This is a genomic window from Exiguobacterium sp. NPDC077395 (assembly GCF_050269125.1).
GTDB classification, from domain to species: domain Bacteria; phylum Bacillota; class Bacilli; order Exiguobacteriales; family Exiguobacteriaceae; genus Exiguobacterium; species Exiguobacterium aestuarii_A.
On sequence record NZ_JBNNHU010000006.1, the window covers coordinates 20,178 to 43,852 of the forward strand.

General features: G+C 47.1%; 24 protein-coding genes and 1 rRNA gene. 1 reads left to right on the forward strand and 24 read right to left on the reverse strand.

The window, feature by feature from the left end; all coding sequences use genetic code 11:
* The 14 genes from ACQKD4_RS14410 to metG form a co-directional block, all read right to left on the reverse strand.
* Window positions 1–1,548, reverse strand: a complete 1,548-nt coding sequence (locus tag ACQKD4_RS14410; RefSeq protein WP_427373818.1) for a polysaccharide biosynthesis protein — start codon at window positions 1,546–1,548, stop codon at window positions 1–3.
* Window positions 1,532–5,059 carry a transcription-repair coupling factor gene (gene mfd, locus ACQKD4_RS14415; protein ID WP_427373819.1) on the reverse strand — a complete coding sequence of 1,176 codons (3,528 nt, stop codon included), beginning with the start codon at window positions 5,057–5,059 and terminating at the stop codon, window positions 1,532–1,534. The genes ACQKD4_RS14410 and mfd overlap by 17 nt, the downstream gene beginning before the upstream one ends.
* A gap of 45 nt (window positions 5,060–5,104) precedes the next feature.
* On the reverse strand, window positions 5,105–5,662 hold the full coding sequence (gene pth, locus ACQKD4_RS14420) for an aminoacyl-tRNA hydrolase (RefSeq protein WP_214749835.1): 558 nt from the start codon (window positions 5,660–5,662) through the stop codon (window positions 5,105–5,107).
* Between the two features lie 55 nt (window positions 5,663–5,717).
* Window positions 5,718–6,674, reverse strand: a complete 957-nt coding sequence (locus ACQKD4_RS14425) for a ribose-phosphate diphosphokinase (protein ID WP_214697188.1) — start codon at window positions 6,672–6,674, stop codon at window positions 5,718–5,720.
* A 45-nt stretch (window positions 6,675–6,719) separates the two neighbouring features.
* Window positions 6,720–8,075: a bifunctional UDP-N-acetylglucosamine diphosphorylase/glucosamine-1-phosphate N-acetyltransferase GlmU gene (gene glmU, locus ACQKD4_RS14430; protein WP_214761674.1), complete on the reverse strand. Its 1,356-nt coding sequence runs from the start codon at window positions 8,073–8,075 to the stop codon at window positions 6,720–6,722.
* A 184-nt stretch (window positions 8,076–8,259) separates the two neighbouring features.
* On the reverse strand, window positions 8,260–8,559 hold the full coding sequence (gene spoVG / locus ACQKD4_RS14435; protein ID WP_074036597.1) for a septation regulator SpoVG: 300 nt from the start codon (window positions 8,557–8,559) through the stop codon (window positions 8,260–8,262).
* A gap of 140 nt (window positions 8,560–8,699) precedes the next feature.
* On the reverse strand, window positions 8,700–9,524 hold the full coding sequence (gene purR, locus ACQKD4_RS14440) for a pur operon repressor (protein ID WP_012727734.1): 825 nt from the start codon (window positions 9,522–9,524) through the stop codon (window positions 8,700–8,702).
* A 73-nt stretch (window positions 9,525–9,597) separates the two neighbouring features.
* The gene (gene ispE / locus ACQKD4_RS14445; protein WP_427373827.1) at window positions 9,598–10,461 is read right to left on the reverse strand and encodes a 4-(cytidine 5'-diphospho)-2-C-methyl-D-erythritol kinase; all 864 of its coding nucleotides are present in this window, start codon (window positions 10,459–10,461) and stop codon (window positions 9,598–9,600) included.
* Between the two features lie 100 nt (window positions 10,462–10,561).
* A complete protein-coding gene (locus ACQKD4_RS14450) occupies window positions 10,562–10,798 on the reverse strand; it encodes a Veg family protein (protein WP_012727736.1) in 237 nt (78 codons plus the stop codon).
* A gap of 82 nt (window positions 10,799–10,880) precedes the next feature.
* A complete protein-coding gene (gene rsmA, locus ACQKD4_RS14455; protein ID WP_214761670.1) occupies window positions 10,881–11,759 on the reverse strand; it encodes a 16S rRNA (adenine(1518)-N(6)/adenine(1519)-N(6))-dimethyltransferase RsmA in 879 nt (292 codons plus the stop codon).
* Window positions 11,756–12,316 (reverse strand): ribonuclease M5, encoded by a 561-nt coding sequence (rnmV, locus tag ACQKD4_RS14460; protein WP_427373820.1) that lies wholly within the window; start codon window positions 12,314–12,316, stop codon window positions 11,756–11,758. Before rnmV ends, rsmA begins: the two co-directional genes overlap by 4 nt.
* Window positions 12,309–13,595, reverse strand: a complete 1,287-nt coding sequence (locus ACQKD4_RS14465; RefSeq protein WP_427373821.1) for a ubiquitin-like domain-containing protein — start codon at window positions 13,593–13,595, stop codon at window positions 12,309–12,311. The genes rnmV and ACQKD4_RS14465 overlap by 8 nt, the downstream gene beginning before the upstream one ends.
* Entirely contained in the window at window positions 13,592–14,359 is a 768-nt protein-coding gene (locus tag ACQKD4_RS14470; protein WP_274664919.1) for a TatD family hydrolase, read from the reverse strand. The genes ACQKD4_RS14465 and ACQKD4_RS14470 overlap by 4 nt, the downstream gene beginning before the upstream one ends.
* A gap of 51 nt (window positions 14,360–14,410) precedes the next feature.
* A complete protein-coding gene (metG, locus tag ACQKD4_RS14475; protein WP_427373822.1) occupies window positions 14,411–16,369 on the reverse strand; it encodes a methionine--tRNA ligase in 1,959 nt (652 codons plus the stop codon).
* Window positions 16,370–16,699: 330 nt separating this feature from the next.
* Between metG and ACQKD4_RS14480 the strand changes: the two genes are divergently transcribed.
* Complete coding sequence (locus tag ACQKD4_RS14480; RefSeq protein WP_012727742.1) at window positions 16,700–16,993, forward strand: AbrB/MazE/SpoVT family DNA-binding domain-containing protein; 294 nt, start codon at window positions 16,700–16,702, stop codon at window positions 16,991–16,993.
* Window positions 16,994–17,009: 16 nt separating this feature from the next.
* Here ACQKD4_RS14480 and rsmI read toward each other — a convergent pair whose 3' ends face one another.
* The 10 genes from rsmI to rrf form a co-directional block, all read right to left on the reverse strand.
* Window positions 17,010–17,879 carry a 16S rRNA (cytidine(1402)-2'-O)-methyltransferase gene (gene rsmI, locus ACQKD4_RS14485; RefSeq protein ID WP_427373823.1) on the reverse strand — a complete coding sequence of 290 codons (870 nt, stop codon included), beginning with the start codon at window positions 17,877–17,879 and terminating at the stop codon, window positions 17,010–17,012.
* Complete coding sequence (locus ACQKD4_RS14490) at window positions 17,851–18,129, reverse strand: GIY-YIG nuclease family protein (protein WP_074036574.1); 279 nt, start codon at window positions 18,127–18,129, stop codon at window positions 17,851–17,853. The genes rsmI and ACQKD4_RS14490 overlap by 29 nt, the downstream gene beginning before the upstream one ends.
* A complete protein-coding gene (locus ACQKD4_RS14495; protein ID WP_214697164.1) occupies window positions 18,122–18,859 on the reverse strand; it encodes a tRNA1(Val) (adenine(37)-N6)-methyltransferase in 738 nt (245 codons plus the stop codon). The genes ACQKD4_RS14490 and ACQKD4_RS14495 overlap by 8 nt, the downstream gene beginning before the upstream one ends.
* 60 nt (window positions 18,860–18,919) lie before the next feature.
* Complete coding sequence (gene yabA, locus ACQKD4_RS14500; protein WP_012727746.1) at window positions 18,920–19,255, reverse strand: DNA replication initiation control protein YabA; 336 nt, start codon at window positions 19,253–19,255, stop codon at window positions 18,920–18,922.
* A gap of 23 nt (window positions 19,256–19,278) precedes the next feature.
* On the reverse strand, window positions 19,279–20,109 hold the full coding sequence (locus ACQKD4_RS14505) for a PSP1 domain-containing protein (protein ID WP_074036570.1): 831 nt from the start codon (window positions 20,107–20,109) through the stop codon (window positions 19,279–19,281).
* A gap of 6 nt (window positions 20,110–20,115) precedes the next feature.
* Window positions 20,116–21,108 carry a DNA polymerase III subunit delta' gene (locus ACQKD4_RS14510; protein ID WP_427373824.1) on the reverse strand — a complete coding sequence of 331 codons (993 nt, stop codon included), beginning with the start codon at window positions 21,106–21,108 and terminating at the stop codon, window positions 20,116–20,118.
* 14 nt (window positions 21,109–21,122) lie between these two features.
* Complete coding sequence (locus ACQKD4_RS14515; RefSeq protein WP_031421800.1) at window positions 21,123–21,452, reverse strand: cyclic-di-AMP receptor; 330 nt, start codon at window positions 21,450–21,452, stop codon at window positions 21,123–21,125.
* A complete protein-coding gene (gene tmk, locus ACQKD4_RS14520; protein ID WP_214761660.1) occupies window positions 21,452–22,090 on the reverse strand; it encodes a dTMP kinase in 639 nt (212 codons plus the stop codon). The genes ACQKD4_RS14515 and tmk overlap by 1 nt, the downstream gene beginning before the upstream one ends.
* A gap of 3 nt (window positions 22,091–22,093) precedes the next feature.
* The gene (locus ACQKD4_RS14525) at window positions 22,094–23,512 is read right to left on the reverse strand and encodes an aminotransferase class I/II-fold pyridoxal phosphate-dependent enzyme (protein WP_427373825.1); all 1,419 of its coding nucleotides are present in this window, start codon (window positions 23,510–23,512) and stop codon (window positions 22,094–22,096) included.
* 74 nt (window positions 23,513–23,586) lie between these two features.
* Window positions 23,587–23,675: ribosomal RNA gene (gene rrf / locus ACQKD4_RS14530) — 5S ribosomal RNA — on the reverse strand; the annotation flags it as partial.

The window sequence follows — 23,675 nt, forward strand, 5'->3', positions numbered from 1 at the left end:
CTAGTTCTCCTTTTTTTCGAGCACATCGAGGAGGCGACCACCAAACGGGATGAACTCCCATTCCGCAAGTGATAGCATTCGCGTGCTCCATAATCTCCATATATAAAGGACGGCTCCGCTACATACCATCCCGATTAACCATCCGAAGGCTGCGATTCGCGAATCGACCCACATCTGACCCATCCAGTTTAACACGGCAACAAGGAATAACATGGGCACCAGCGCTTTCGATAGCGATTTGTAATGCTTCGACCGAAATGACCCGAGCGGAATCGAACGGTCGAGCGCCCGAAAGTTATAGAACGCCATCGCCAAAAAGCCGAATGAGGTACCGATGGCCGCCCCTTCAATCCCATAGATGGGGACAAGCCCGACGTTTACGACACCTTTTGCCAAAATCGCGACAATCATACTGCGAGCCGCAATCCATTCACGGTCGATTGCTTGAAGGCAAGTCATGCTTGCAATCGCTAGCGATGCCGCAAACGTACTCGTCGCCAATAACACGAGCGCCCGCGTGCCTGAGCCATCTTCAAACAAGGCAACGTTTAAGAAAAACATCACCCCCATCAATCCGACGGTCGCCGCACCCGCAATGGCTGTTGTCACCCGAATCATCGAACGGAGCCCTTGCGTCGTTTTTTGCAGATGTCCCGCTCGATAGTGTCGGACGAGTGTTGGGACGTTGGCCATACCGATGGTCGTTGCGAACAGGATCGCAAATTGGACAAGTGGGTATCCCCGGTCGAACACGCCTTTGCTCACTTTCGCCTCGTACGTCCCCCCCATTAAATTGACGATTGTAAAGGAGTCGACGAGTTGCATCCATAAGATTCCGAGCGAGGCAAATCCGACCGCGAGCCCTGTCGTCAACAATAGGCGCAATCCATGTTGAAACGTGACACGTCGCACTTTTACGATTCGTAAGCCGCGCGCCTGATAGATTAAAAAGGCTATCGCCGCAACCCCACCGACAAGCGTCGCGCCATACGCATATTGACTGAGCGTGTATGCATCTTTTCCAAGACGTACGCCAATCCATAAGAGCGACAGCATGACCGTCACGCGTACAAAATTTTCTAACACTTGCGACCACGCGCTCGGCCGTAAATCATCCCTTGATTGAAAGGCACCACGTAACACGGCGGACGCCGGCATGAGTAAGTAACTCAAACTGATTACGCGAAGCGCCGGGGCCAACTGTTCATCCCCGAGCCACATTGCGAGTGTCGGTGCGAAGATCCACATCGTGACAACAAGCGTGATAGAAAGCAGAAGTAACGCATAAAAACTGCCCCATAACACTTCTAACTTCTGGTTCGATCCCTTCGCGCCGACACCTATTTTCGCAATGACGACCGGCATCGCATAAATTCCGAGCGATGCGACAATCGCAGCGAACGGATAGACGGTTTGATAAGCATAGAGTCCAAAATCACCCGCCAAATTTTGATATGGGACGCGATACGCGAAGCTGATCAGTTTAGAGACATAACCGGCAAGGGCGAACAGAACGACACCTTGTGCAAACTTACTTGGCGACCGCATCGCCCACCAACCGCTTCGTCAGTTCTTCTAATACAGTATCGGCATCATTCAAGAGCTCTGTGAGTGGCATTCGACCACTGAGTGACAATTTCAAGGCTCCGTCTTCTTGACCGATTCCTAGTTTACGACCGAGTGGCATCGTCCATTCCATAAAGAATGGTACATCGAGGGCTGTCGTCGAATCTTTCGATAAGACAATTTCAATCCGTCCAGGCGTTTGTTTGATTCGGCTCACTTTCGCCAGTTCTCCGTAAATCCGTAGACGTGTCAGCTGAATGAGAAGGGCGACTGGTTCTGGGAATTCCCCAAATCGCTCAATCAATTCGTCTTGTAAGGCGAACAATGCGTTTGGTGTATCGACGTATTTGAAACGCTTATACATCTCAATCTTCAGCTCACTATCCGACAAATAGTCGTCCGGGATGTAAGCATCCGCTTGGAAGGCGATTTCCGGCTTGAAGACGACTTGTTTCGCCTGTCCACGCATCCGGTCTTTCCGTTCCTCGATTGCTTCGGAGAGCATTTGAGAATAGAGGTCGAAACCGACTGAATCGATGAATCCAGATTGTTGTGCACCTAGCAAGTTACCAGCACCTCGAATCGACAAGTCACGCATCGCGATTTTAAAGCCGCTTCCGAGTTCTGTGAATTCTTTAATGGCTTGAAGACGACTTTCTGCTACTTCGGTCAAGCGCTTATCTTTTCGATACGTGAAGTAAGCATACGCAATTCGATTCGAACGTCCGACTCGACCACGAAGTTGATACAGTTGGGAAAGTCCCATTTTGTCAGCATCATGGACAATGAGTGTATTGACGTTTGGAATGTCGATTCCCGTCTCGATAATCGTCGTCGAGACTAAAATATCCGCTTCTCCTTCAAGGAAACTGATCAACTGGCTTTCGAGTTCGCTCTCGGTCATGCGACCGTGTGCCGTCGCAATACGCGCTTCAGGCAATAGGGCTCGAATCTCTTCCGCTTTCCGCTCGATGCCCTCGACACGGTTGTAGAGGAAGAACGCCTGTCCTCCACGAGCAAGTTCACGCTCTAACGCTTCACGTAAGACGATGCCGTCATATTCCATAACATACGTCTGAACCGGGTAGCGGTTCTCTGGTGGTGTTTCGAGGACAGACAAGTCGCGGATTCCAATCATCGACATATGAAGCGTTCGCGGAATCGGTGTAGCCGTCAACGTGAGTACGTCGATGTTCGTCTTCAACTGTTTCAGACGCTCTTTATGCTTGACGCCGAACCGTTGCTCTTCATCGATGATGACGAGACCGAGGTTCGCGAACGTCACGTCTTTTGACAACACTCGGTGTGTCCCGACGACGATATCAATTGTCCCTTCCTTCAAGCCCTTCTTCGTCGCAGCCATCTCACTCTTTGAGCGGAAACGACTCATGACAGAAACGTTAATCGGGAATTCACTGAATCGCTCGAGCATCGTTTCATAATGTTGTTGGGCGAGGACGGTCGTCGGGACGAGAAATGCGACTTGTTTTCCGGCGAGCACCGCCTTGAATGCTGCTCGGATTGCCACTTCTGTTTTGCCGTAGCCGACATCACCACATAAAAGACGATCCATCGGACGTGAACGTTCCATGTCTGCTTTAATCTCAGCAATCGAGCGGACCTGGTCCTCTGTCTCCGCATAAGGGAAGGAGGATTCAAATTGTCCCATCTCCTCATCATCCGGTGGAAACGCAAATCCGACCGATGCTTCTCGTGCCGCATACAATTTAATGAGTTCATCGGCGATATCTTCAACCGACTTGGCAACTTTCGATTTCACTTTCTTCCACTCGGTGCCCCCGAGTTTATAAATCTTCGGTTCTTTTCCTTCGGCTCCGACATATTTTTGAACGAGATCAATTTGATCGACCGGCACATAGAGCGCATCATCACCGGCATACACGAGATGGAGATAGTCCTGATGAATCCCTCCGACCTCGATGGTTTTAATGCCTAAGTACTTCCCAATCCCATGATGCACATGGACGACATAGTCGTTCGGCTTCAACTCTTGATAGCTCTTAATCCGTTCTGCGTTCGTTAAGTTCTTCGTCTGACGCTTGCGCTTCGTCACACGCTTAAACAAATCCTCTTCTGATACGACGACGAGACGACTCGTCGACAATTCGAATCCACCTTCGATTTGACCGATAATGACGGATACGCGTCTCGGTTCTAATTCTCCATCGATATTCGTGAACGTCGAATGAATGCCGTAGTCCGAAAGGAGCGCTTCAATCTTGTCCGCGCGTGACTTGTCTCCCGCAAGCACGACAATGCGTTGATCCCCTTGTTGCCAGCGTTCTACTTCTTGCTTTAACAGGTGCATCTGCCCATGAAATGCCGGGAGTGGACGACAGCTCAAATGTACCGTCGCGGTTTCCGGAATCCCAGAACGACGAGATGGAAGTAGCGAGAATGCCACTTGTTTCAAGTCACGAAACACTTTGTGCATCGGGACAGCAAGCGTGTAATTGCTGACGGCTTCCCCTTTTTCGATGAGTGAAGAGAACCATTCCGCCTCTTCACGCTCCTGTACGTCCGCGGCATCATCGATTCGTGCCACTTCATCTAAAATAAGTACAGCGTCTTTGCCTACGTAGTCTAAGAGCGTGGACGTATAAAGGAGTGGCGAATATTTTCCAACTTTATCCGGGAAATCACCACGCTCTAAGCGCTCGATGTCGGTTACGACTCCTTCCTCAAGCGCTTGACGAATCACTTCGTTCTCAATCAATTCGACGGTCCGGTCATATTGTTTTCGGAGTGAACGACCGGCTTGTTTCAACTGATCGTCAGTAGCGATGAACTCGGTGGCGGGCGTAATACACACTTCCCCTACCACACCGAGCGAACGTTGCGTCTCGGCATCGAACGTGAAAATGGAATCAATCTCGGTATCAAATAAATCAATCCGATACGGACGCGCTTCCGTGAGCGGGTAGACGTCCAAGATACTGCCTCGTACGGAAAACTCGCCTGGCGTCGTCACAGTAGCTGTCCGTTCATATCCCATGTCCGTCAATTGCTTCGCAAAGTCTGCCAACTCGAGATCACTTCCCGGCTTTAGCATGACACGACTATGTTGCCACGCTTCTGGGCTCGGCATATAGCGTCGTAATCCACCGAGGGGCACGACAACGACGCCTCCTGTTTGGTCAAGGAGACGAGTACGGGCATCGATTCGAGCGGCCAACAGCTCAGGACTAGACGTCAGCGACAATTCAGCGGCCAGCGTCTCATCAATCGGATAAAGCAATGTTTTGTCCGGTCCGATGAGTGATTCGAGTTGATCGAACATTTTTTGTGCTTGATACATGTTATGCGTCACGACGACGAGACGTCTCGATGACGATTTCACAAGTCCTGCGAGGACGAGAGCTTTCGCGCTTGTTGTCAGTCCCGTCACCAATTGACGGTCTACTTTTTGTAGCCGCTCACGAATCACGTTCGTCTCCGGGAGCGCCACCATAAATCTCTCTAAAGCATTCATTTGTTTTCCTCCAACTCATACGACAAAAAAGGGTGCTATGACCCTTTAGTTGTATCGATTCATCAGCGCTAGCCAATCTGTATCTATGAAATCAGTGGCTGCGGTTACGGCGTTGTCGAGTGTTTCGTTCAACTCCGGCAAGTCCTCTTTCCGATAGTTCATCAACACCCAGTCGACGACTTTGATCGGGTGAGGCGGACGTCCAATCCCAAGTTTCAATCGCTTGAATTCTGCAGTTCCTAAGTGTTGAATGAGCGATTTGATTCCGTTGTGACCACCTGCACTCCCTTTTGGACGGAAGCGCAGTTTTCCTGGCACCATATCCAAATCGTCATAGATGACAAGTAAATCGTCAATCTCAATCTTATAATAATCTAAAATTGGACGGACGGCTTCACCCGATAAGTTCATATACGTAAGGGGTTTAACAAGTACAACGCGCTCACCATTGATTCTTCCCGTTCCCATGAGGGCGTTAAACTTCGCTTCATTCAGCGAGATCCCATGCTTTTCAGCGAGGCGATCAATTGCCAAAAAACCGATGTTATGTCGGGTCATCTCAAACTTTTTCCCAGGGTTTCCAAGACCGACGATGCATTTCATATCATTTCCTCCTGAACAAAAAAGCCCAAAGGCGAATGCCTCCGGGCCTCGTTTTTTAATCGAATAGGGTACTGACCGATTTGTGCTCGTGGACACGCATGATCGCTTCCCCAAGCAAATGGGCAACCGACATCTGTCTGATTTTGCTCGAGCATGGACGACCCGTCAAATCGATTGTATTTAAAACAACCAATTCTTTGATTGATGAGTTGTCGATACGCTCCATCGCTGGACCAGAAAGGACTGGGTGCGTACAAGACGCATATACTTCTTTCGCGCCAGCTTGGACGATTGCATCCGCTGCAAGCGTGATCGTTCCCGCTGTATCGATGATATCATCAATCAAAATTGCTGTTTTCCCTTCAACGCTTCCGACGATGTTCATCACTTCAGCGACATTTGCTTTCGGACGACGCTTATCAATGATGGCAATCGGAGCTTTCAAACGTTCTGCCAATTTACGCGCACGTGTCACGCCACCGTGGTCTGGAGAGACAACCACGATATCCTTCGCTTGAAACTCTTCTGTTTCAAAGTACGTCGAGATGAGCGGCACACCGAGTAATTGATCAACCGGAATATTGAAGAATCCTTGGATTTGCGCTGCATGCAAGTCCATTGTGATGACGCGTGTCGCACCTGCTACCGTCAGAAGGTCAGCGACAAGTTTCGCCGTGATCGGCTCACGCGAACGCGCTTTACGGTCTTGACGTGCATACCCGTAATACGGCATCACGATGTTGATCGTACGGACAGAAGCACGTTTGAGTGCATCAATCATGACGAGCAATTCCATGAGCGTTTCGTTTACAGGTGAGCTTGTTGATTGGATGACATACACATCATCTCCACGAACACTTTCCTCGATGTTGATATAGAGTTCACCGTCGCTGAAACGTTTGACTTGGCAATCACTGAGCGGGACACCAATTTCTTTCGCGATTTCTTCAGCAAGCGGGCGGTTCGAGTTTAAGCTAAATAGACGAATTTCTCGTTCGTATACAGTAGACATGTTTAGGATTCTCCTCCATCGTTTTCCATAGTGATTGGCAGCAAGTTATCGTTTTGTGTAACCTTCTTTATTTGTTTGGCGTTCACGCGCAATCGCGAGCGCCTCTTCCGGTACGTCATTTGTAATTGTCGAACCGGCTGCGACAATCGCACCTTTTCCGACTTTTACCGGGGCAATCAAGTTGACGTTACAGCCGACGAACGCATCGTCTTCTACCACTGTCTCGAACTTGTTTTTGCCGTCATAGTTGACCGTGATTGATCCACAACCTAAGTTGACACGTTCGCCAATTGACGCATCCCCGATGTAGCTCAAGTGCGAAGCTTTCGCACCGTCACCAAACGACGATTTTTTAATCTCGACGAAGTTTCCGACGCGTGTGTTCGCACCAAGTACAGCTTGTTGGCGCAAGTGAGCGAACGGTCCGACCTGAGCCGCTTCACCGATTTTGCTATCTGTCACGACAGACTGACGTACGACTGCATGATCTTCAATCACACTGTTGCGGATATCTGAGTTCGGTCCGATGACACATTCCGAACCAATTGTCGTCTTCCCAAGGATGACCGTACCCGGATAGATGATTGTATCCGAACCAATCACCACATCTGGAGAAATATACGTCGATGCCGGGTCCATGAACGTGACGCCTTCACGCATGAGACGTTCGTTCGTGCGTTTGCGCATGATTGCTTCCGCCTGTGACAAGGCAACGCGGTCATTGACCCCGATTGTCTCATCAAACGTTGGCGCTGTATGTGCTGCGACGACTTCGCCAGCTTCTTTTGCAATCGAGATGACGTCAGGCAAGTAGTATTCGCCTTGCGCGTTATTGTTTCCGACTTGTTTGAGCGCGTCGAACAATAACTCGTTATCGAACACGTACGTTCCCGTATTGATTTCATTGATGGCAAGTTCTGTCTCAGAAGCATCTTTATGCTCAACGACTTTCGTCACGTTCCCATCTTCACCACGAACAACACGACCGTATCCTGTCGCATCATCTGCAATCGCAGTCAACACAGTAACTTTCGCTTGTTGCGCTTCGTGATGAGCGAGAAGGGCTTCCAACGTTTCTGCCGTTAGTAACGGTGTATCTCCGCAGACGACAAGTGTCGCCCCTGCTTTACCCGCAAGCTCTGCTTCCGCCATTTGAACAGCATGCCCTGTTCCAAGTTGTTCTTCTTGGACCGCATATTCCACTCGTGTGCCGAGCGTATCTTGTACCGCTTCCGCCCCATGGCCAACGATCACGATTTGACGACTGACACCGATTTGGTCTAACTGGTCGACAACGTGCTCGACCATCGGTTTTCCTAGAACCGGATGAAGTACTTTATAAAGCTTCGACTTCATTCGCGTCCCTTTTCCTGCTGCCAAAATGACTGCAAAACGCTCCATTCTTCATTCGCTCCTATCTCACAACAGCTGTGATTGGTCTGTATAGTTCGGCTTTTCTGCAACTAAATCCTATTTACACCGTTTCTACTATATCGAAACCATGCCTTCGTTTCAATAGTTGTACCGTTCCTTAACCAATGAAACGCAAAAAAACAGCGGTAGGTAACCTAACCGCTGTTTGCTGTCATTCATTCGTGCCGTACGACACGTGCTGAGGGTCCAGCACCTCCACTTCCATATTGGAATAGGTTTCCAATACAGCTGCTTCAACTTTTTGTCGCATCTCCCCGTTAATCGGATGCGCGATGTCCCGAAAAATACCTTCTGGTGTCCGTTTGCTCGGCATGGCGACAAATAGACCGCTACTTCCTTCGATGATTCGAAGGTCATGTACAACGAATTCATGGTCAAGTGTGATTGAGGCCAACGCTTTCATTCTGCCTTCTGTCGCGACTTTGCGAATTTTTACGTCTGTGATCTGCATGTTTCGCATCCCCTTTTTCATCGTTGTCTATGCCATGGTGTGGTCTTCTATAAGGTTCAGTTGGTTTCGAACGAACGTCATGACTCGATATTGATAACTCTATACCCTCTAATCATAAATCGAAATCAAAATTTTGCCAATCATTTTAGGAACTGTTCCACATTCCCCCGTGAAATGGTGACAAGCCCTTCATCCGGGTCGACGTTCGTCAATTTCATCAAGCTGACGTATTCGCTGACCATCTTCTTCTCGGCGCCTTCTGCTTCCATCAACACACCGACACCTGCCAGGTTCGCCTCGAATTCGTTCAAGAGACTCATCATCCCCCGAATCGTTCCCCCTGCTTTCATGAAGTCATCGATCAAGAGCACATTCGCGCCACGCGGCAGGCTACGACGTGCGAGCGCCATTGTGCGAATCGCCTTCGAAGAACCTGATACATAATTGATACTGACTGTCGATCCTTCCGTTACACGACTATCTGAACGGACGATGACGAATGGTACACCTAATTGTTCTGCGACAGCATAAGCAAGGGGGATTCCTTTCGTCGCAATCGTCATGACCACGTCGACTTTACGATCGGCGAATACAGACGCAAAGACTTGTCCCATCGGTTTCACCTGACTCGGATTACCTAGTACATCTGTAAGGTAGAGATAACCCCCTGGTAAGAGACGCTCCGGTTTTGATAATTGCTCACAGAGCGTATCAATCATCTCAAGCGATTTTTCCTTACTCCAGCCTGGGATAAACATCACACCACCCGCTGCACCAGGAACGGTCACAAGCTTTCCGATCCCATCATGAGATAACATCTCACTCACGATGACAAGATCTTCACTGATTGACGACTTTGCGGCTTTATAGCGACTTGAAAACATCGACAACGAGACAAGCTGATGCGGATGGTCAAGCAAATAACGGGTCATATCGACGAGACGACCACTTCTACGAATTTTCATACGGATTCTCCTTCACATCTTCAATAATAAACGAATGTTCTATTGAGAATATATCACTTTCATTCGTTTTTGTTCAATGTCTTTTGCCGAGAATCCGAACGACGAACACTTCTGGGCAAAATCCTTTTAGACCGTTGTAGATGCGATGCGCCTTTTGCTCATGCTCAATGAGTGCAAACACAGTCGGTCCACTACCGCTCATGAGCACACCTTCTGCCCCACAATGCCGCATCGTTTCTTTGATTTGTTTCACTTCCGGATGAAGCTTGAGCGTCACACTCTCGAGTGAGTTTCCAAGATTTTCGCAAATCCCATGAAAATCTTTTTGACGAATCGCTTCCACCATCGCACCTGTGTTCGGATGATGAACTTCATCCATACGCACGGCGCGATACACATCTGCAGTCGATACTCCTAGCTTGGGCTTTCCGAGTACGACGTAGCATGGCGGCGGTGCCGGAATCATTTCTAACTGTTCACCACGACCTCGGGCAATGGCTGTCCCACCGATGACACAAAATGAAACGTCAGACCCGATCTCCGCACCGAGCTCTGCTAGCTCTTCTAATGACAGGTTTAACGAGAATAACTCGTTCATCCCACGAAGCGTCGCCGCTGCATCACTCGAGCCACCAGCAAGCCCAGCTGCCACTGGAATTTGTTTATCGAGTACAATCTCCACACCTTGTTGAATATTAAAACGCTCCCGCAACAACTCTGCTGCACGATATGCCAAGTTTCGATGATCATTTGGCACGTAGGCGTGCTCTGATTGAATCCGAATCTCATTCGAATCTAAAATCGTCAACTCTAAGCGGTCTGCTAAATCGACTGTCGTCATTACCATTTCTACTTCATGATAGCCGTCCGGACGCTTTCCGAGGACATCGAGCGTCAAATTAATTTTTGCCGGCGCTTTCACACTGATCGTGCGCATCACGTTCACCCTTCCCATTTGTCTCCTGTTCGACATTGTACCGTAAACAGGCGCACAAAAAAAGAAGCAGCTGCCAATGCATCCGCCCCTCATTTATAAATCAATTGCCGAATTCAATTTTAACTGTATCCGTTAGGACATCAGCGTAGCTATACGAGACACGTTCCACATTATGCAGGTCTTCATCCAATTTCACAACGAACACCGCAGGATATGTCTCAACGAGCGTTCCAAACCGAGTAACGACTTTCTTACGACCGCCGTTTGCTTTCAACGTCAATCGTTCACCAACATGCGATTCGAGCTTCTGTCTGATTTCTTGTAACGTCTTTGGCATACGCTTCACCTCACTGTTACAAGTATAGCATAATTGAATATGAAAATAAAGTTTAATATTATAACGACTCGTTTTAAGGTCGTCAACTATTTTTAAGTGGTAAAATTGTGTCAGACAATCGTGCGAATTCTTCTAGGCTTAACGTCTCTCCCCGACGTTTCGGATCGATTCCTGCCTCATGAAGCGCGCGTTCAAGTTCGACTTTGTGTTCTTTTCCAATATAGTTTGTTAAGTTGTTCAGAATGGTTTTACGGCGTTGTGCGAAGCTTGCGCGTGCGATATCAAAGAAAAAGGCTTCGTCTTTCACCTGCACCGCCGGCTCTTTGCGCATACGGAGTGTAATGACTGCCGAATCGACGTTCGGCGCCGGAATAAACACGTTCTTTGGAACGACAAAACTGACTTCGGCCTCTGCATAATACTGAATCGCAATCGATAGCGAACCGTACGCCTTCGTCCCAGGTTTTGCCCCAATCCGTTCTGCCACTTCTTTTTGAATCATCATCACGAGCGAGCGGAATTTCACACCACTTTCAAGCAATCGCATGATAATCGGTGTGGTGACATAGTATGGTAAGTTGGCAACAACCGAGATGTCTTCAATGCCTTCTTTCAAAAATTCTTGCTCTACAATCTCACGTAAATTTAATTCTAAAGCATCTCCATGGATAACTTTCACGTGAGGATACGGAGACATCGTATCCTCCAGAATCGGTAAGAGACGCTGATCGATCTCAAGTGCTACAACTTTCTTGGCGCGCTTGGCCGATTGTTCAGTCAAAGAACCGATCCCGGGTCCGATTTCGAGGACACCACTCGATTCACTGAGTTCCGCCGCACCGACAATCTTACTTAAAATATTTAAATCGATTAAAAAGTTTTGACCGAGCGATTTTTTAAATGAAAAACCATGTCGCTCTAAAATGGCTTTCGTTCGTTGGATTGTTGCAATATCTTTCAACCCTGTTCCTCCTCTAATTGAGCAAGTGCTTGCTCCCACTCTTCGACTGTGACGCCGAGCGCCTCGACTCGTTTCACGAATTGTTTCGCATTCGGCTCACCGATTCGAAGCAATACACCGAGTCGCTTTCGACGTTTCGCTGCCGCTTCTCCACCGATTAAATCCGCGTCCAACACCATTTTTCGCGTGACAATCGGCTGGTTCGTTTCAACACGTGGTTCAAATACGGCGCGTAAGACTCGACGAAGCGACTCCGGGGTCGCATGTTCCACCCCGATTTTCCCACGTTTCCCTTTTGCCTCAGCACGTGGCAGATGGGCATGCTTACACCCTTTGACCCGCTCTTCGACGATTGCTCGAATACGGTCTCCTGGATAATCCGGATCGGTCAAAATGATGACCCCACGCTTCTCTTGCGCACGGCGAATTCGTTCAATCGTCTGATTGGATACGGCAGAGCCGTTCGTTTCAATCGTATCGACCTCAAACACTTCCTGAAGCCGCGCCGTATCGTCACGCCCTTCTACGACGATAATTTCTTGTATTTTCTCACGCATTGTCTGTTCCTTCTTTCTCTTCTTCCTGCTTTGGAATGACCCAAATGGTAAGCGGCTTGCGACCAAACGTCACGGCCTCCTCCTTTTCATCCATCATGATGTCGATTTTTTGACCTTTGATCGCACTTCCCGTATCTAGCGCAATCGCCATGCCAATCCCTTCCACATACACGCGGGTACCGAGAGGAATGATTGCCGGGTCGACGGCAATGATGCGCATACCCTCGAAGAGAATCGTATCCGTCACATCATAACCGCTTCTTGTCAGTACTCGTCCGTCATACGTCACCGTGTCTTCTGGATTGTTCGTATAAGCTGTTGCTTCTACGAGTAACTGCTTCGCGGATGAGAAATCTAACACATCGTCCGTTTTCGGTGGCTCTGCTATCTCGACTTCAGCTTCCGGGATGAACGGGCTCGACTCGTCCGCTGTCGTAGGCTCTGTAACGGGCTCTGTGACCTTTTTCGTCCCGACTTTGATGATCTGTGGCATTGCTTTACGTAACGTCTCGACATCCGTTTTCGTACGATTTGTAATTGTACCATTTTCCACAGTAAGTGCATACCTTGTCCGTTCGAGTCCAGGAACTCCGACCTGCACGGTTTGCTTCACACCTTCTTCTAGCGTGTCATCCTCTTCCTCGACCATGTCGTACGGAATCAATTGACTCTCGTATTGAACGACGTCACGATTCGTATTGACCGTGATCGTCAGGCCATCCCGTATCGGTGTCGATGCGTCTGGTAGCACTGTGTCACGTTCTGTCACGTCAACATTCGCTTCCCTCAGTAATTGCGCTACATCCGTTGCCATCGTATAGACGGTCGACGCATCTTGCCCGACGATTAAATTGACGGCAACAACCGGCTGGTAGCGAATTGTCATCCCATTCGTGACGGCAGTGCGTACAGACGGATAAACCGTATCTCCGTCCCGTACAGTCACCCCGTACCGCAATAAGACATCTTCTACGGTCCGCTCTCTCGTTTGAATGACTTCTGTTTGTCCGTATCCGATTTGAAGCGAAACCTCATGTGAACGTTCGATTCGAATGAGTCGATCTTCTGGAACGTCCTCACTCAATGCCGGAGTAACATAATCCGTTTCGTCTAATGTGATATTCAATTCCTCGAGTACCTCAAGGACGGAATCAGCCCGTGTCTCATGTTCAATTACCACATCATCATCGATGACCTTGATCGGTTCAGGTTGCAACATGACGTATGCGACAGCTGCAGTCACAATCACGCCTATACTGGCGAATACACGCTTGATCATGGGAGGCGGAACAGTTTCTTCGCGTTGACCGTCGTCGCTTCTGCCAACTCCTCATACGAGATGTCTCGAAGTGACGCGATTTCTTCCGCAACGTACTTCACATAGGCCGGTTCGTTTCGTTTTCCGCGGAACGGAGTCGGCGTCAAGTATGGGCAGTCCGTTTCGACAAGAAGACGATCTAACGGTACTTCTTGTGCGACTAACTTTGGAACTTTCGCATTTTTAAACGTGACCGGTCCTCCTAAAGAAATATAGAAGTTCAAGTCTAGGCAACGAGGGAGAAGTTCTACCGACATGCTGTAACTATGGAACACCCCACCGACTTCCTCCGCATGTTCTTCTTCCAAAATATCGAGCACGTCTGCCGTTGCTTCGCGGTTATGGATGACGATTGGCATATTTGTCCGTTTCGCGATGGCAATCTGTTGACGGAATAGGCGCTGTTGTACATCTTTCGGTGACTTATCCCAATGATAGTCGAGACCGATTTCACCGAGTGCCATCACTTTTGGGTGACTCATGAGAGTCTCGATCCGTTCTAAATCTGCATCCGTACAGTCGATCGCATCGACCGGGTGCCATCCGACGATGGCATAGATGTCTTCATGTGTTTCGGCTAGCTCGATGGCTCGGTCGATGGTCGGCGTATCAAATCCGACGACGAGTAGCGGAGAAACGCCGGCTTCTCTTGCCCGCTCAATCGTCTCCTCCACATCTTCATTGAACTGCTCCGCATTAATGTGCGTGTGTGTATCAATCAACATCTTGGTTCCTCCTTAGAAAAAGAGAGGGAGACCGTGGTCTCCCCCATTTCATTATTTGACGATGGCACCGTTCGGCATTTGATCCGAGACTGTCGCAAGTTCTAACTTGCCGTCACGGTCCGCAGCTAAAATCATTCCTTGTGATAATTCTCCACGGAGCTTGACTGGTTTCAAGTTTGCGACAACGATCACTTTCTTGCCAACTAAATCTTCAGGGGCATACCATTCAGCAATACCTGACACGATTTGACGCGTCTCTTTCCCGAGATCAACTTGAAGTTTCAACAGTTTTTTCGCTTTTTTGATCTTATCGGCTTCCACGATTTGACCGACACGGAATTCGACCTGATCAAAGACATCAATCGTGATTTCAGGACGAACGTCTTCATCGACTTCTTCTGTCGCTGTCTCCGTTTCCTCAATCCGCGCTTTCGACGCTTGACGCATCATTTCTTGGATCGCATCCACTTCTTCCTTCACGTCACGACGTGGGAAGATTGGTGTCCCGTCTGTTACAACAGCGTTATTGAAGTCGGCAAACGTCTCTAGCGCTTCCCAAGACATGTCTTCCCCTTCGAGTCCGAGCTGACGGAACATTTCTTTCGGTGCACGTGTCATGAACGGTTGAATCATGATGGCAACGTGACGAAGTACGCCCGCGAGGTGTGTCATGACAGAAGCGAGTTCTTCGCGCTTCGATTCATCTTTCACGAGTACCCACGGCTGTGTCTCATCAATATATTTATTCGCACGGCTGACGAGCTGCCAGATGTTTGTGAGGGCGACCGAAAACTCCATGTGCTCCATAGCTTCTTCTGTTTTACGAGTCGTTTCTTTCACCATGCTCAATAACGCGTCATCAAACGCTGTGACATTTCCGTTGTACGCCGGAATATTCCCATCGAAATACTTTTTAATCATCGCAATCGTACGATTCAATAAGTTCCCGAGATCGTTCGCTAAATCAAAGTTCAAGCGATCGACGAACGCTTCCGGTGTGAACGTACCGTCTGCTCCGAATGGTACTTCACGAAGAAGGTAGTAACGAACAGAATCCAATCCGTAGCGGTCAATCAACGGAATCGGATCCACCACGTTTCCTTTTGATTTCGACATCTTCCCGTCTTTCATGAGCAACCAACCATGCGCAAACACTTGTTTTGGTAACGGAAGGTCAAGCGCCATCAAGAGAGCTGGCCAAATAATCGTATGGAAACGAACGATTTCCTTTCCGACTAAATGGACATCAGCCGGCCAATAGCGATTGAAGAGCTCGTCGTTGTCTGTCCCGTACCCGAGTGACGAGATATAGTTCGTGAGCGCGTCGACCCATACGTAAACAACGTGTTTTGGGTTCGATGGGACTTGTACGCCCCAGTCAAACGTCGTACGTGATACCGCTAAATCTTGAAGACCTGGCTTCAAGAAGTTATTGATCATCTCTGTCTTACGAGATTCTGGCAAGATGAAATCAGGATGTGACTCGAAATATTCAATCAAGCGATCCGCATATTTGCTGAGACGGAAGAAATAGCACTCTTCGCGCACGAGCTCGACCGGATGTCCGCTGTCAGGACTTTTTCCATCGACAAGCTGAGACTCTGTATAATACGTCTCATCTGGTACAGAATACCATCCTTCGTATTCACCAAGATAAATGTCTCCATTTTTAAGTAACGTTTCAAAGACGTGTTCGACAACCTTCTTATGACGGTCTTCTGTCGTACGGATGTAATCATCGTATGAAATCTCAAGACGGTCCCATAGGATTTTGATTTCTTCGACAACTTCATCGACGAAGGCTTGTGGCGTCACGCCTGCTTCTTTCGCCTTTTCTTGAATCTTTTGACCATGCTCATCCGTTCCCGTCAAATAGCGGACGTCAAATCCTTTTAAACGTTTGTAGCGAGCAACCGCATCACCTGCTACCGTGGTATATGCGTGTCCGATATGCAATTTTGCACTCGGATAATAAATTGGGGTTGTAATATAAAAAGTCGGCTTCGCCATGATTTATTCTCCATCCTTTCGACATATGCAATTCTCATTATACACGGTTCGACAAAAGAATTTCCAAACCTAATTGTTTGGAATTATTTTGCGTTTAGTTCGTCATAAATGTTCCAAAAATACCCTTTCTTTGTTTCAAGTTCAAACTATCGGGGAAATTTAGGTATATATCGCTCTTGATTCGACAAATTTCGAAAAATTGCTTTTCCAGATAGTAAGCAGTTGACTGCAATTGGAAAGTTTAGTATGCTTTTTGCTGTAGTCACATTGTCGAATTTTGACGATTCATGTCACCATGAGATTTCGACACCATTGGAGGAGGAAACACAAATGAAATCTACAGGTATTGTTCGTAAGGTTGATGAGCTTGGTCGTGTCGTTATTCCAATCGAATTGCGCCGTACACTTGGGATCGCAGAGAAAGATGCTCTCGAGATTTACGTCGACAACGATCAAATCGTTTTGAAAAAATATAAGCCAAACATGACTTGCCAAGTTACAGGTGAAGTATCAGACGATAACTTCAAATTGGCAGACGGCAAACTTATCTTGTCACCAGAAGGTGCACAACGTGTTCTCGTTGAATTGAAGAACATGCTCGAAAACTACTACAGCGAAGAGTAAGCAAGGATTTCCTTGCTTACTCTTTTTTGTGCAGTTGATGATACGCATCATAGACATCGTTTCGTGATTCACCACGATCTTTTGCGGTCTGTTTAATGGCCGCGTTTGGCTTCAATCCCTCTTCTATATAATGAACAACATGTTCATAGACAGAGAGCGCTTCCCACCACATTGTCGTAGGTGCCGCTTCTGTCGCACCGCTCACAAGAACGACGAACTCTCCGCGTACTTCACCTTCGCACCACTGTAACGCTTCATCGACTGATCCTCTCAAAAACTCTTCGAACGTTTTGGTTAACTCTCTACCTAATACAAGCTGACGGTTACCAAACACTTGTCGAATCGCCGTTAACATCTCCTTTAATCGATGAGGGGCTTCATAGAAAATAATCGTACCCTGTTCATATTGAATCGACTCGAGGACATCGACGCGATCTTTCTTTTTACGTGGTAAAAAACCGTAATAGAGGAAACGTTCTGTCGGAAGACCTGAAGCAACCAACGCCGTAAGTGCTGCATTGGCACCTGGTAAGACGACTACCGGAATGTTTGCCTCGATGGCTAACCGTACGAGATCACTCCCCGGATCTGAAATACCAGGCATTCCAGCATCCGAAACAACCGCAACCGACTTTCCAGCCAACAGATCCTCAATCAGTCTCGGTCCACTTACTTCTTTGTTGTGTTCATGATAGCTAATCAGTTTTGTTGGAATTTCAAAGTGGCGACAAAGCTTCATCGTTTGGCGAGTGTCTTCCGCTGCGATTAAATCCACTTCTTGAAGCGTTCGCACCGCTCGATATGTCATATCTTCCAAATTGCCGATTGGCGTTGGTACGACATACAACGTTGGTTGTTCAGTTTGATAACTCTTCTGTGAATTCATTAGTCGTCCCCTCCATCAACTTCTCTTTTTGCGCGCGGGTCAATTGTTTAATGGACCATTCGTATTGCATGGCCTCCCGTTTCGTATCGAACGATTGCACATACCGAAGTCTTACGGGAAGTCGAGCTTTCGTATACTTCGCCCCTTTCCCGGCATTATGTGCAATGATTCGCTTTTCCACGTTCGTTGTATAGCCTGTATAATACGTCCCGTCCTGACATTCCACGATATACGTATAATGTTTAGGCATCGAGAATGGCTCGCATCGCTTCCGTATACGTATCGTCTTCTTCATATACAACAAATGGTGGTAAAATTTTAAGACCTGCTTTTCCATCTTTCGATCCCTCGATTAATAACGTATTCGCTTCGCGTCCAGCTTTCGGATATACGAGCTGCATTCGCTTCGGTTCAATTCGGTAGGTACGCATCAATGTCAGGATATCGAGTAAGCGTTCTGGCCGATGCACGAACGCCACTTTCCCTCCTGGTTTGACGAGTTGACTAGCCGTTTTAATACAATCTTCTAGCGTGCACAACACCTCATGGCGTGCAATGGTATGATGTTCGTTTTGATTCCGCAATGACGTTTCATTTGCTAGAAAATACGGGGGATTACACGTGACCACATCATAACGAGCGTGCCCGAGTTGTGCCGCTGCCGCTTTGACGTCCCCCTCTACAACTTGAATGCGATTCTCGAGGCGATTGACCGCCATGCTTCGATTCGCCATATCAACGAGTTTCGATTGAATCTCTACACCTGTAATCGTTCCTTTTGTACGATACGACAAGAAAAGTGGAATTGCTCCCGTACCGGCGCACAAATCGACCAATTGCCCTTTTTGAATCGGTACCCATACAAACTCTGCCAGTAGTACCGCATCTAATGAAAACGAGAACACATCGTCACTTTGAATAATCTTGCCAGGGCGTCCAAGCAAATCATCGAGGCGCTCTCCATCCTTTACCGTTACCATTGTTTCCTCCTTCTATAAAAGAAAGGCGACGGATAGGGAATCCCTATCTATCGCCACGTATTAATGTTTATTGAGCATCGACAAACAGAAGAGACAATCCCCATCTTTTCGTACCTGTCCGTAATGGAGGTTACAAATATGGAATCCTTCTTGATACAGCGCAGCCAAATTGTTCTGCCCTTTTCCAGACAATGCGATTTGTGAATCACCATTTGTCGTATCAACTTCTGCCAATTGTTCGACTTTTTCGCGCAAGTGATGATTCTCTAGATACATATGCTGATTCTCTTCAAGCAAATAGGCGAGCTGTTCTTTTAATACGCCTAAGTGCTCCGTCAAGAGTTGCATCTGTTGCTCGATCGCATCTACACGCATCATCACTTCTTTTTTGTCCATTCTTTCCACTGCTCAGCACCCCATCACTGTTTTGACGGTTTTCGTTTAATCGCACCCACTTCAACAAGTTCATCAATCGTATATGTGACGACACGCGTCCGATCGTGGAGTTCAACTTGAATAAGTTGGTCCAAAATGTTGAGACCGATTACACGACCATCACCTTCTGGAATTTTGATTCGCTTGCCGACGTCTGGTAAATCGCGTTTTAATTCTTCGTACGTGTCATTCTCATATTTTAAACAGCACATCAAACGACCACACACTCCAGAAATTTTATTCGGATTTAACGAAAGATTCTGGTCTTTGGCCATTTTGATGGAGACTGGTTCAAACTCCCCAAGAAATGACGAACAGCAAAGAACTCGACCACATGGTCCAATCCCACTTAGTAGCTTCGCTTCGTCACGAACACCGATTTGTCGGAGTTCGATCCGTGTCCGAAACACGCTAGCCAAGTCCTTTACCAATTCTCGAAAGTCGACGCGACCCTCGGCAGTAAAATAAAAGATCACTTTATTGCGATCAAATGTATACTCAACATCGACTAACTTCATGTCTAATTGATGTTCTCGAATTTTTTCTTCACAGACGGCGTGAGCATCAACGGCTGCCAGTCGATTATCGCGTACGATATCCGCATCCTTTTGGTCCGCGACGCGAAGGATTGTCTTCAACGGCATGACGACTTCATCTTCGCCGAGCTTTTTATCGACTTGGACGACTTCGCCATACTCAATGCCACGTACCGTTTCAACGATGACATGTTCCCCACGTTTAAGCGTTGCATCGCCTGGTGAAAAGTAATAGATTTTTCCCGCTTCTTTAAAGCGGACTCCAACTACTTCAAGCACGCGCTTCTATCCTTTCTGCAAATCGAACGAAAGTCGTTCGAAAGTTAATTGAGGATTGACGTTTGCCTCGAGACGTCGAATTGCCGCATGCACACTTTCAATTGCATGTGTGAGTTTAGAGACAGATCGATTCTGAATAAATGCGTGATATAAAGCCGCCTCGTTCTTAAATAGCTTTGGAGTATACGTATCTCGCACTTTGAGATGAAGTGCCTCCTCTAACCAATGTTCGAATAATTCGAGGCCAACTCGTAACTCATTTCGTCCTTTGAAATGTCCTAACCATTTTTCCTGGGCGAACAAGAGCAACTCTTGAGGTCGTTTCGTCAATACTTCAATTAATTGTACCACTAGCCCATACGCCTGTACAAACCACTCCTGCTCAACTGCTTCTTTCGCATCATCCCATTTTGGATAAACGGTCAAAGCAAGGTAAGCCATATCGTACGTACATGACAATTCTTCTGACATCGTTTGTGCTAACTTCGCGCGGTCAATCGGGCGAAAAGCAAGTTGTTGAGCTCGCGAACGAATCGTCGGAAGAAGTAACTGTGGTTGTGTCGTCACCAAAATAGCAAGCTTCCCCACACCTGGTTCTTCAAAGAACTTCAATAAACTATTTGCCGCTTGAGTCGTCATCTTATGAGCTTGATGGATGACATACACTTGGCGATCTCCTTCAGCACCTCGTAACGATAGGTCACTGAGTAATTGTTGAATCTGTTCTTTTTTGATGCTAGCCCCATCCGGCTCCACTTCGATATAGTCAACAATGTTTTTTGAATCCATGCGTCGACAGTTTCGACACACTCCACACGGTTCTGCTCCCTGTGGTGATTCACAAAACAAGGCTTTCGCAAACAATGTGGCTGTTTCAATTAAGTAGGGTTCATAATCGCCCGAAAAGATGTACGCATGCCCAACTTTATTCGAAATGATTGAATTTTGAATGATTCGAGCAACCACTGTTTGCGACTCATTTAATTCCTGAAAACGCATATGCCCAACTCCCATTAAAACTGATGGAATCCTTCAATCGGCAAGACGAATACAGTCGCACCTCCAACTTGTACTTCGACTGGGTAAGGAATATACGAATCAGCATGTCCTCCCATTGGAGAGATTGGCGTAATCATTTGATCACGACTCGAACAGTTCGATTGAATCACATCCATTAAATCATCGAGGCGTTCCTGTGGAATACCCATCATAAACGTTGTATTCCCCTCTTTTAAAAATCCACCTGTTGTAGCTAATTTCGTTGCACGAAAATCTTGTTCGACCAATGCGTCAGACAAACGTGCGCTATCCTTATCATGTACAATTGCAATCACCATTTTCATCATTGTTGTACGCCTCCTTGTTGTAATCGTTCTATTGTATAATCGAGTACCTCATCTTGAATACATTCAATCGATTGATCGGCATCAATTCGGATGATTCGTTCTGGGTACTGTTTAAGTAACGTTTGAAATCCTTCGTAAACACGCTCATGGAACGCTTGATCACGACTTTCAATCCGATCGAGTTGCCCTCGATCTTTCATTCGTGCACTCGCTCTTTCAGGGCTTAAATCAAACAAGAAAGTCAAATCCGGTGTCAAACCGTTCGTTGCCCATTCATTCAGCGATTGGATTTGATCAAGGTCATATTGTAAACCGTATCCTTGATAAGCAATAGATGCATCGATGAATCGATCACATAGAACGATTGCCCCTCGCTCCAATGCCGGACGAATCACTTGTTCCACATTCTGTGCTCGTGAAGCAGCGTAAAGCATCATTTCCACTCGTGGTGTCATCTCATGATGATCCGGGGATAATAAGACTTCGCGGATTTGATTTCCCACAGTTGTTCCTCCAGGTTCACGGGTCACAACGATGTCATATCCTTTTTGTTTTAGACTCTCGACTAATAGTTGAAGTTGTGTAGACTTACCTGATCCATCTGGTCCTTCAACCGTTATAAACATTCCGCTCACTTTTTAAAACTCCTCTACAATAACGTCAATTTGCTCTATCATAACATGCTTACTTGCTTGAAGCTTCCTCCCTAAAGAAATCCACTCTAGGAGCACTCGTATTTTTTCCTCAGTAATCCGCTCTCCTTTTAGAATCCATGGAATCCCTGGTGGATATGGAATCACCGTTTCTGCTGAAACAAATCCGATTGCTTGTTTGAAGGATAAACGTTGCACTTGTTCATTCCCAACTAACGTATAGAGTTCAGATACACGTTGTGTTTGAGGGAAAGGAAAAATCGTTTCATCCTCATCAATGATCGGGACATGTGTAGCTGCCTTTTTAATCAATTTAATCCAATGCTCAATTTCCTGCTTTGTTATTTCCCTTAATGGCAAACAGAATAACACATGATCCACTGCAGCTAATTCAATATCGATTCCGATTGATGCAAGATGTTCACTAAAGACTAATCCATTTTTCGGATACGTCATGACCGTTACTTTCGTAAAATCGTCCCCCACTTTGACAGTAAAACCTGCACGCTTCAGCTCAAGTACAAAATGAGCATGACTCTTTTGAATAGAAGACCATGCTTCGTCCGTTAGACTTTCTAAATAGGACCGTGCATAGTCTAATGAAGCCATAATAAGATAAGAAGGACTTGATGTCTGAAATGAAGATAATGCATGCTTTAACCGAATTTCATCGATGTCTTCTTTATAGTGAATCCAAGCTCCCATCGTCAATGCAGGTAGTGTTTTATGTGCAGACTGTACAACTGCACTCGCTCCCTCAAAAATCGCAGAACGCTGAAGCAATTTAGGATGAATTAAATGGGCACCATGTGCTTCATCGACGAGTAATGGAATCTCAAGTGAAGACAAATAATTTGAAATCGCACGAATATCGGCCATGTCTCCATAGTACGTAGGAGACGTTAACATGACGGCTCGTCCTCCCGGGAATTCTTGAACAGCCTGTTCAATCGTTTCTAATGTCACCACGGTTGGAATTCCTGTACCACGTTCAATTGTAGGTGTTAATAGGATTGGTTTTAACCCTAACCATTCAATTGCGTTCCAGACCGACTTATGTGAGTTTCGTTGAACGTATACTCGCTCACCACGTTTTACAGTTGCCGCAAGCATGCTCCAATTTCCAACAGTTGAACCATTGACGAGCCACTTACTTTTACTTTCATACAGTTCACCCAATGCTTTTTCTGCTTGATCGATAATCCCAGAAGCGTCATGCAAATCATCTAAATGCGCTAGTTCTGTCAGGTCATATGGCATCACCTTGGCAAATGCGCTCGGTAACGTATGATCAGTCACGGTACCATTATGATGCCCAGGGACGTGAAAGGATACGCGATGTTCACTCACATGCTGTTCTAGAGACTCTAGAAATGTAAAAGGATTTTTCCGAGAAGGAGCCATCTGTTATTCCTCCTTAACTATTGACTATGAAAAAAAGACGATCAAGCATATGCTTGATCGTCTACTGCGTTGTTGCCTGGCAACGTCCTATCCTCACAGGGGGAGATCCCCCAACTACTTTCGGCGCTGAGACGCTTAACTTCCGTGTTCGGCATGGGAACGG